Below are 8,466 nucleotides of genomic sequence, written 5' to 3'. Positions count from 1 at the left end.
TATAAATTTACCTATTCTTTTTGTATGCTAGTGGTAGCCATAAGTTCATCATTAATTTCTTTCAAAAGCGCATATTTATTAATAGTGTGAATGTTTTTTTGTTTATCTGTAATTTCAATATAATCATCTTTTTTCCCACCAAAGCGACGAGCTAGATTTTCTATATCATTAGGTGTTAGTTTTGGGGGCTTAAGAGACAAATGTCGCATTACCTATATTAATTAGTTTTATTTTGAGATTTTAACGCTTCCAATGTGTACTATACAATATAGCTGCTTAAACTAGTAAAGTATTTTAAATAAAAGGTCTTCTGTGCATAAACTTAACATAACAGGGTTGGACGCTGCTGCTAATGAAATAAAATTAGCTGCAAGTTATGCTATTTTGGCTCCCTTTGATAACTTAGCAGTAGAGTTTGCCTTACAGTCTGTTGATGTTAATGGCAAAAATGATGTGTTTATTGTTTCTTCTCAAATAGAGTCCTTTTATGAATCGCCTTTTTCAGATGCACTTTTTGACGTTTATGATCAAGGGCGAGTGCATTCTTTTTCGTTTACTAAAGAAATGACTGATTGGGGAATAAAGCGTATCAGTCGCGGAGTAATTAAAGAGCTAGGCGCATATAAGAGCATAGAGAACGCCTTAGTGTTTCTTCATTTTAATACAAAGCAATTACGCGACTTTGATGATGCCCAACTGATGCAGATCATTACTAAATACAATGTATTTTTAAACACTGTAAATACGAGTTTACTCTTTTTAATATCTGGCCCAGAAGTTGTTAACTTAAGGTTTTTAGTTCGACGTTTAAATAAGTTATTTAGCGGTATTGTTTTTATTGATAATGATGCTGCAGTGCGTGTACTTGAATACGATTATTGGAGCCACAGCACTGGCGTAATTGCGGATAAGCAATACCAGCTAACTTTGCAAAATAATCAATATGTTGTGCAAGAAAATAAAATTGAAGAAAATACCTTTAATAACAACCATTTTAATGATGAAAGTGATGTGTGGTTAGTCCAAAGCTCGGTTCCTGAGGGCACCAAATTGCCAGCTCATTATCGTACTGTGAAAGAAAATAATGATTTATTTAATAGAGGTCCTCGGCTTAAGGCAGCGACATTGGTTTTTTCTGTAACCCGATATACAGATTTAGCATTATTGGCTAAGCAGTGTTTTGAGCTTAGAAAAAACTGTGGTCGCTGGTTGAAACTTGTTATCCAAAATGTTGATGGAATTATTCGCCATCAAGATGAATGCTTATTTTTAACACTCGGTGTGAACTTAATTTTATATAGTTTTTCAGAACCATCGCGGTTGCTATCACAAATTCAATCAATTCAAGGCTTTAAATTTTCAAGGCCATTGCCGCCTTCGGTTGATGATGTTTTGCAATACACAGAAAATACCTTTTCGAAAGGTTACTTGCCGTTTATCGACTTTACTAATCAGGTAGAAAAACACAGTGATTCTGCAGTTAATTTAGGTGTTAGTGGTGTGTTAGTCATACTTGAGTTACTACCTCGCATTGATCCTATTCATCCTCTTCACTTATTTCATATTAAGCGTGAAGGGGATGTATTTAGCGTAGTAGACAATAAGGTTTATCTCTATTTGCATGCATGTAGGGAAAATGACGTAACCAATGCAATTAACCATTTATTTAAATTACAAACGAGTGACTTTTTTTCTCGACAAAACATCATTTCAGATCACTTTTATATACAACAAGAATGTAAGCAGTTACGTCGTTTTTATAAAGATAAACAGATAGATGATTTTACAAAGCAGCTTAAAGAAAATGAAGACTATAAATTTGTGCCCGATGTAACAAAAAACCTAAATATTGATATTTCAACGCCTGAATTGCTGACTGAAATACGCCCAGATGCAATACCTTTTGTTATGAAGATGAAGGAGCAATAAAGTGAGCTTAAATCAATTTTTAATTACCGGTTTTATTGCGCTTATTCTGGGGGTTTTATTATGCTTAATGAGCACTTATGTTTTAGACAAATTAAAAAAATATTTTTATAAAGTTACATTTAAACACGAAGTTTTAGAGCCCTATACACCAACAAAAAATAAAAAGGAAAACAATTGAAACTCTTAGGCTTAGGGGTGTGGAACCTTTATTTTTTAGTAAAATTTGCATTGTTTTATTACGGGGCGATTAGTTTTGATTTTTTAAGTAACACTGCATTTGCTGCTTTTTTAGCAGTACATTTCAAAAATGCACGAATAGAAAAGTTAAAGCATCTGAGCGCTGTAATGCTCGGCGTTATATTACTTTATAAAGATTCTTGGCTACCGCCAATAAATCGGCTTGTTAAACAGGCTGATAACATCCAAGATTTTAATGCTAGTTATTTTGTAGAGTTAGTTGGGCGAGTAATAAATGTAGATATGTTACTTGGATTATTTATTATCATCGTTTTTTTCTGGTATAGCTCACAATGGATCCGATTTACGACTGTGACGGTTATTGGTCTAACCTTTATTGGGTGGAGTCATTACAAAGCAGCTCAGCAACCGGAAATAACTCAGGGTTTAGCTGTAAAAAAGAGTGAAAATATACTCGCAGACCCTGCAATTGTAACGACAGAAAAAAAGTCACCCGATCAACAATTAAGTGATTTTTATCAACAACAACGTCTACTCATGAGCCAGTTTCCTCAACAGGTAGAAGGCGATTTATTTGATGTTATTGTTTTAAATATTTGCTCTATGGCTGTCGATGATTTGAATACAATCGATGTTAGCTTAGCCACTATGTATAAAGATTTTGATATTGTTTTTTCAGATTTTAATTCTGCAACGTCATACAGTGGCCCCGCAGCGATAAGACTTTTGAGGGCTAGTTGTGGACAAACAAGTCAAGAAGCCCTATTTAACGACACACCTGAGCAATGCTATTTATTTAAAAACTTAGAAAAACTTGGCTACCAACATAATGTAGTAATGAATCATGACGGTCATTTTGATGAATTTAAAGGTTTAATAAACAAATACGGCGGTTTGACTAGTAAACCGTTTAATATCGATTCTATGCCTATTGCTCAATATGGGTTTGATAACAGCCCTATTTATTCTGATGGGGCAGTGTTGAATAGTTGGCTGGATAATGATGCAAAAGATTGTAAGCCTTGTGCTATGTACTACAACACAACAAGCTTACATGATGGAAATCAGTTCGCTAATAGCGCTCGTATGAATAGTCAGCAAAGTTATCCCCAGAGGCACGCTAATTTATTTGCTGATATTAATAGTTTTATTAAAAACCTAGAAAAGCGCGGTCGAAATGTAATGCTCATGATAGTACCTGAACATGGTGCTGCGCTAAAAGGTGATAAGGTGCAGTTTGCTGGTTTGCGCGAAATACCAAGCCCTGCCATTGTATCTGTACCAGTGGCCATTAAGTTTATTGGCCCTAATGTTCAACGTTACTCGCAGATAGTAATCGATGACTCAACGAGTTATTTTGCCCTTTCGGAGCTGGTAAGCAAAACGTTTCAAACAGACGTTTTTGGTGGAAATAATAGCACCGCTAATTTAGTTGAGAACCTGCCGAAAGCCCCAAAAGTGGCTGAAAACGCAGATACTATTATGATGTACGTTAACAAGCGACCTTATATACAGTTAGATGGCGGTGATTGGTCAGTATACCCGCAAAGTAATTGATTTTTTATTGGAATATTGAGTGTAGCGGGTTATGTATTTTAAAGCTCAGCTTTGTCCAAAAATGTTTACAATAAGCTACCTTCTCAAAGCGACTTAGCGTATTATTCTGCCAATATGGTTTTTCCTACTTTGGGGATGTATGCGTCTAGATATTCATTGTGCTGACAGAATTGGTATTGCTCAAGAAATCCTTAATATTTTAGTTAACTATGGTGTTGATTTAAAAGGTATTGAAGTCGATTCAGTTAACTGTCGTATGTATGTAAGTTTTCCCGAGATTGAATTTGAGCAATTTCAAAAAATCATGCCATCTATTCGTTTAATCGACGGTGTGCATGATGTACGTACAACTGCTTTTTTACCTTCTGAGCGTGAACATAATGAGCTAAATACATTACTGCGCGCATTGCCTGATGGAGTTATTTCGATAGATGCCAAAGGGTGGGTGCGCTTGTGTAACGATGCAGCGTGTAAAGATTTACAGTTGCATGAAAAAGACGTTATTGGTGCAAATATTAATAATTTGCTCAAAGGGTTTAATTTTACTCGTTGGTTAGAGAGTAAAGAAGTACTAGGCCAAACTACGCGTGTAGAAGTGGCAGGTGAAGATTTTATTGCTGATATTTTACCAATTGCAGTTCCTCAAGGTAATGAAGGTGATGTGCTTGCTGGTGCGGTAATTAATATTAAATCACAGAGCCGTTTAGGTCAGCAAGTGAGTGCCTTTCGACGTTATGGACAAGAAAGTTTCGCCACTATTCATAACTTTAGCACCGCTATGCGTCGAGTTGTCCGTGAAGCACGTAAAATGTCACAATTAGAAGCCCCAATATTGATTACAGGTGAAACAGGCACAGGCAAAGAGCTGCTTGCTCGAGCTTGCCATTATGCTTCCAACCGATCAGTCAAACCTTTTATTGCTTTATCGTGTGCATCGTTACCGGATGATGTCGCTGAATCTGAATTATTTGGTTATGCAGGTTATGAAGAAAACGCAGCACCAAAACGAGGTGTTTTAGAGCAGGCTGATGGTGGCACTGTGTTTTTGGATGAAGTGGGTGAAATGTCAACTCAACTACAAACTAAGCTACTACGCTTTTTACAAGACGGTACGTTTAGAAAAGTAGGAGATGAGAACGAGGTTAAAGTAAACGTACGCATTATTGCAGCTACGCAAAAAGATTTACCTGCAATGGTACAAGAGGGCGTATTTAGAGAAGATTTATATTACAGAATAAATGTTCTAACGTTAGAAATTGCCCCGCTTAGAGATCGCAAAGCTGACGTGGGGCCACTTGCAGAGCACTTTATACAAAAATATGCACAGCAAAATGGCCATCCTGTACCACTTTTATCTCAAGAATGTTTAAGCTTTTTACAAGAATACCCGTGGCCTGGTAATGTTCGTCAATTAGAAAACGCAATTTACCGCGCAGTGTCATTACTCGACGATAGTGAGTTACGTGTAGAGCATTTACAGTTACCTACATTTACGCACGAGTTAGGGTATTTAGAGTCAGATTTTGAGGGCTCGCTTGATCAAGCGGTAAAACGGTTTGAGGCAACATTGCTTCGCAAGCTCTATCCGGCTTATCCGAGCTCCCGCCAATTAGCAAAGCGTTTAGGGCTTAGCCATACCGCAGTGGCAAACAAATTACGTGACTACGGTATTAACCGTAAAACAGTAAAAGTTTAGCAAAATTAACGTATCACTTGATAATAATGAATGATATTTTTTTCAAAAACCTGTGATACACTCAAATTAACAACAAACTGGTAAGACCTCTCCTGTGAACTTATATATTCGACTGCTTTTATTGTTTTTTAAAATTAAGCGTAATCATCAGTATCAAGGTTTACTTGATACAGTAGATATTGATTACAAGGCATTACCAACAGATTGCGATATAAATTTGCATCTAACTAACTCTCGTTATTTAGCTATGATGGATTTATCACGCACGTGGATGACTGAGCGTGTTGGTTTGCTAAAGCAAATTTTGAAGCGCCGTTGGTTCCCTATCGTTAACGCAACGGCGATTACTTATATCCGTGATATTAAACCAATGCAGCGATACACCATTAGCACTAAGCTTGTAGGCTGGGATCATAAATACTTTTATATCGAGCAAAAGTTTCATTCCGCACGAGGTTTACATGCTATCGCCTATGTACGAGGTGTGTTTAAAAGCAAAAAAGGCGTTATAAGTGTAGAAGAAATGCTTGAAGTGGCGGGCTTTGAAGGTAAAACTCCAATTTTACCAACAGAAGTAATGCATTGGAAAGAAATGCTAGAACAAAAAAAAGTGAATAACCTACCTAAATAAAAAAAGGCCTTTCGGCCTTCAACACACATAGTAGATATAGCTAAGCATTGCTTAGCTATACCATATACTTTAAAAGTTATATTTAACACCAAACATAGCAACAACTGGGTCAAGCTCTACTGTTGAAGTTAATGCTTTAGCACCATTAGCATAGACCGTCGCGTCAGTATCAATATCCATAATAGACACCATTGCATGTAATCCCCAGTTTTCGTCAATTTTATAGTTAGCACCTACTTGTGCTACAAATCCAAATGAATCATCTAGTTTTACTTCTACGTTGTCAGTACCAAGTGTTGTTTTAAGCGCTTGTGACGGTTGTTCATCAAAAAACATTGTATAGTTTATGCCAACACCTACAAACGGTCTCAACGCGTAGCTTGTATCTAAAAAATGGTACTGGGCGATAAGTGAAGGTGGTAATTGTTTTATATCGGCAATTTTATTGCCAGCTAAACCGCCAGTGCCATTTACATCATGTGAGAAAGGAGTTGCTGCAATAAGCTCTAATACCCACTGATCGTTAAATGCGTAATCTATAGTAATACCAAGCTGAGTATCTGAATCACCTTTTAGGCCTAGAGTCGGCGCTTCATTGATTGTAGAGTTACTGTTATCAGGGTTTACGTTAATAGCGCCAACATTTACGCTAAAGTTAGCGTGTGCAGCTGGAGATAGTGCAAGTAAAGAAGTTAGTAATGCAATGCTCATTGTGGTTTTCATGTTGTTCTCCAAGAACTACTTTTTGATTGACGCTATTATTGCAGCCAAAAAAAATAAAAAATTGTTCTAGATCAAAGTTTCAAATATGTTTGAATGTTGTGAAATGGTTTCTTGATTTAGATTAATGTTAGCGTCAATTTTTTAAAGCAATGATTGACATAGGTAGATTGTGAATGGTCACAAGAATGTATCAGTGTTGACATCGATTAGTCATAATCTAGCGCTTTAATTAAGGCTCTTTAAGCTATTAAGAGTGTTTAATATGTCTTTAGCCATGATTGAAAAAACAAATAATAGCAATGTCTTGCATGCACAGGTCGTTGCGTATTTACAAACACTTATTCAGTTCGAATCAGTGACACCTAACCAAGCTGGTGCAATTGATTGGCTAAATGATCATTTAACTGAGCTAGGATTTAGTTGTGAGCAGTTTAAAGTAAAAGGCGTGACCAATTTGATTGCACATATTGATTTTGCACCTGGCCCTTGCGTTGCATTTTCTGGGCATATTGATGTAGTACCGGCCGCAACTGGCAATTGGTTAAGTCCGCCTTTTGCAGGACGTATTTTAAACGGTGCCGTTTATGGTAGGGGCGCTGCGGACATGAAAGGCGGTGTTGCCGCTATGCTCAGTGCAACAAAAAGCTTAATAAATAGTAATAAAAAGAAAATCGGTTCGCTTTATTGGCTTGTTACCTCTGATGAGGAGGGGGAGGCTGAATTTGGCTCTCAGGAAATAGCCTATAGGCTTGCTAAGCGAGGAGTTATTTTGGATGGTTGTATAGTTGGAGAGCCAACAAGCCATTTGCATGTGGGTGATACGATTAAAAATGGTCGACGTGGAGCATTGTCTGCGCGTATTGTTGTTAATGGTAAAGCAGGGCATGTTGCCTATCCAGAACACACAGTTAATGCGGCGCACATCGGGGCTAAAATAGTTAATCTATTAAGTACACAAACGTGGGATCTTGATGAGACAAGTTCAAAAACGACTTTGCAAGTAACCGGAATTAATATCAAAAATGTGGTTGATAATTTAGTGCCGAGTAACTGCGAAATTACATTTAACGTGCGTTATAGTCATGGTTACAATAGCGATGCAGTTAAATCGCGTGTTACTGAGGCTCTGAATGAGTTTGCGGCTTATTACAGTATTGAGTGGCAACGCCCTTGTGAACCTTATTATACCAGTGCAGCTAAGGATTGGAGTTTACTCTCACATATAGAACACACTATTTATCAACAAACGGGAAGTTACCCTTTATTAAGTACAAGTGGCGGGACTTCTGACGGCCGATTTTTTGCAAATAACCACACTCAAGTAATTGAGTGTGGTGTGCGTAATCATACAATTCACCAAGTAAATGAAAACGTGCCTATTGAGGATTTATTGAAGATAAACGCTATTTATACTTCGCTACTTAAAAGTATGTTTATCAATTTGAGGGATTAAACCGGATGCTAACGGCGTTAAAATGTCTGCAGAGCAATGCTGGAGCAATTGCTGAGAATAACTAAATAACAAATTTTTTCTTGTTAGCTACATGGTTTTATTCCCTCAAAATAGAGTATTTAATTAAGCGAATTGATATTAAAGGCGTCAGTGTTTATTCTTTCCCGAGATAGCGTTTTGCTTTATTTTCTTTTACATTTTCAAGATCGACTAACACTAAACCATCAATGCAATTATTAAAATCAGGGTCGATACTAAAGCTTAAAAATTGCACCCCGC

Annotated in this window: 8 protein-coding genes; 6 read left to right on the top strand and 2 right to left on the bottom strand. The window is 36.9% G+C overall.

The annotated features are described in order from the left end of the window. Positions 1 to 11 precede the first annotated feature (11 nt). Complete coding sequence (bcsR, locus tag H5119_RS00455; protein ID WP_077537369.1) at positions 12 to 209, bottom strand: BcsR/BcsP family cellulose biosynthesis protein; 198 nt, start codon at positions 207 to 209, stop codon at positions 12 to 14. Between the two features lie 103 nt (positions 210 to 312). On the opposite strand from bcsR, the gene bcsE reads away from it, so the two are divergent. From bcsE to H5119_RS00430, 5 genes are all read left to right on the top strand, one after another. Then, entirely contained in the window at positions 313 to 1,929 is a 1,617-nt protein-coding gene (bcsE, locus tag H5119_RS00450) for a cellulose biosynthesis protein BcsE (protein ID WP_182700802.1), read from the top strand. Between the two features lies 1 nt (position 1,930). Next, positions 1,931 to 2,107: a hypothetical protein gene (locus H5119_RS00445; protein ID WP_171037458.1), complete on the top strand. Its 177-nt coding sequence runs from the start codon at positions 1,931 to 1,933 to the stop codon at positions 2,105 to 2,107. Beyond that, positions 2,104 to 3,684 carry a cellulose biosynthesis protein BcsG gene (gene bcsG / locus H5119_RS00440; RefSeq protein WP_182700801.1) on the top strand — a complete coding sequence of 527 codons (1,581 nt, stop codon included), beginning with the start codon at positions 2,104 to 2,106 and terminating at the stop codon, positions 3,682 to 3,684. Before H5119_RS00445 ends, bcsG begins: the two co-directional genes overlap by 4 nt. A gap of 139 nt (positions 3,685 to 3,823) precedes the next feature. After that, on the top strand, positions 3,824 to 5,380 hold the full coding sequence (tyrR, locus tag H5119_RS00435) for a transcriptional regulator TyrR (protein ID WP_077537372.1): 1,557 nt from the start codon (positions 3,824 to 3,826) through the stop codon (positions 5,378 to 5,380). 94 nt (positions 5,381 to 5,474) lie between these two features. Continuing rightward, positions 5,475 to 6,011, top strand: a complete 537-nt coding sequence (locus tag H5119_RS00430) for a thioesterase family protein (protein ID WP_077537373.1) — start codon at positions 5,475 to 5,477, stop codon at positions 6,009 to 6,011. 69 nt (positions 6,012 to 6,080) lie between these two features. On the opposite strand, the gene H5119_RS00425 is transcribed toward H5119_RS00430, so the two are convergent. Further along, on the bottom strand, positions 6,081 to 6,734 hold the full coding sequence (locus H5119_RS00425) for an OmpW family protein (RefSeq protein ID WP_077537374.1): 654 nt from the start codon (positions 6,732 to 6,734) through the stop codon (positions 6,081 to 6,083). A gap of 262 nt (positions 6,735 to 6,996) precedes the next feature. Here H5119_RS00425 and dapE point away from each other — a divergent pair, with 262 nt between their 5' ends. Then, positions 6,997 to 8,187, top strand: coding sequence for a succinyl-diaminopimelate desuccinylase (gene dapE / locus H5119_RS00420; RefSeq protein WP_182700800.1), 1,191 nt, complete (start codon positions 6,997 to 6,999; stop codon positions 8,185 to 8,187). Positions 8,188 to 8,466 lie beyond the last annotated feature (279 nt).

It is taken from the genome of Pseudoalteromonas sp. SG45-5, assembly GCF_014164085.1.
Lineage (GTDB): Bacteria > Pseudomonadota > Gammaproteobacteria > Enterobacterales > Alteromonadaceae > Pseudoalteromonas > Pseudoalteromonas aliena.
Note: the sequence above shows the minus strand (reverse complement) of the source record. Positions and strands in the feature narration are given on the sequence as shown.

What these genes read in the sequence shown, in the direction of transcription:
- H5119_RS00425 (WP_077537374.1), bottom strand. Translation starts at nt 6,734, where the DNA reads ATGAAAACCACAATGAGCATTGCATTACTAACTTCTTTACTTGCACTA.
- dapE (WP_182700800.1), top strand. Translation starts at nt 6,997, where the DNA reads ATGTCTTTAGCCATGATTGAAAAAACAAATAATAGCAATGTCTTGCAT.
- tyrR (WP_077537372.1), top strand. Translation starts at nt 3,824, where the DNA reads ATGCGTCTAGATATTCATTGTGCTGACAGAATTGGTATTGCTCAAGAA.
- bcsR (WP_077537369.1), bottom strand. Translation starts at nt 209, where the DNA reads ATGCGACATTTGTCTCTTAAGCCCCCAAAACTAACACCTAATGATATA.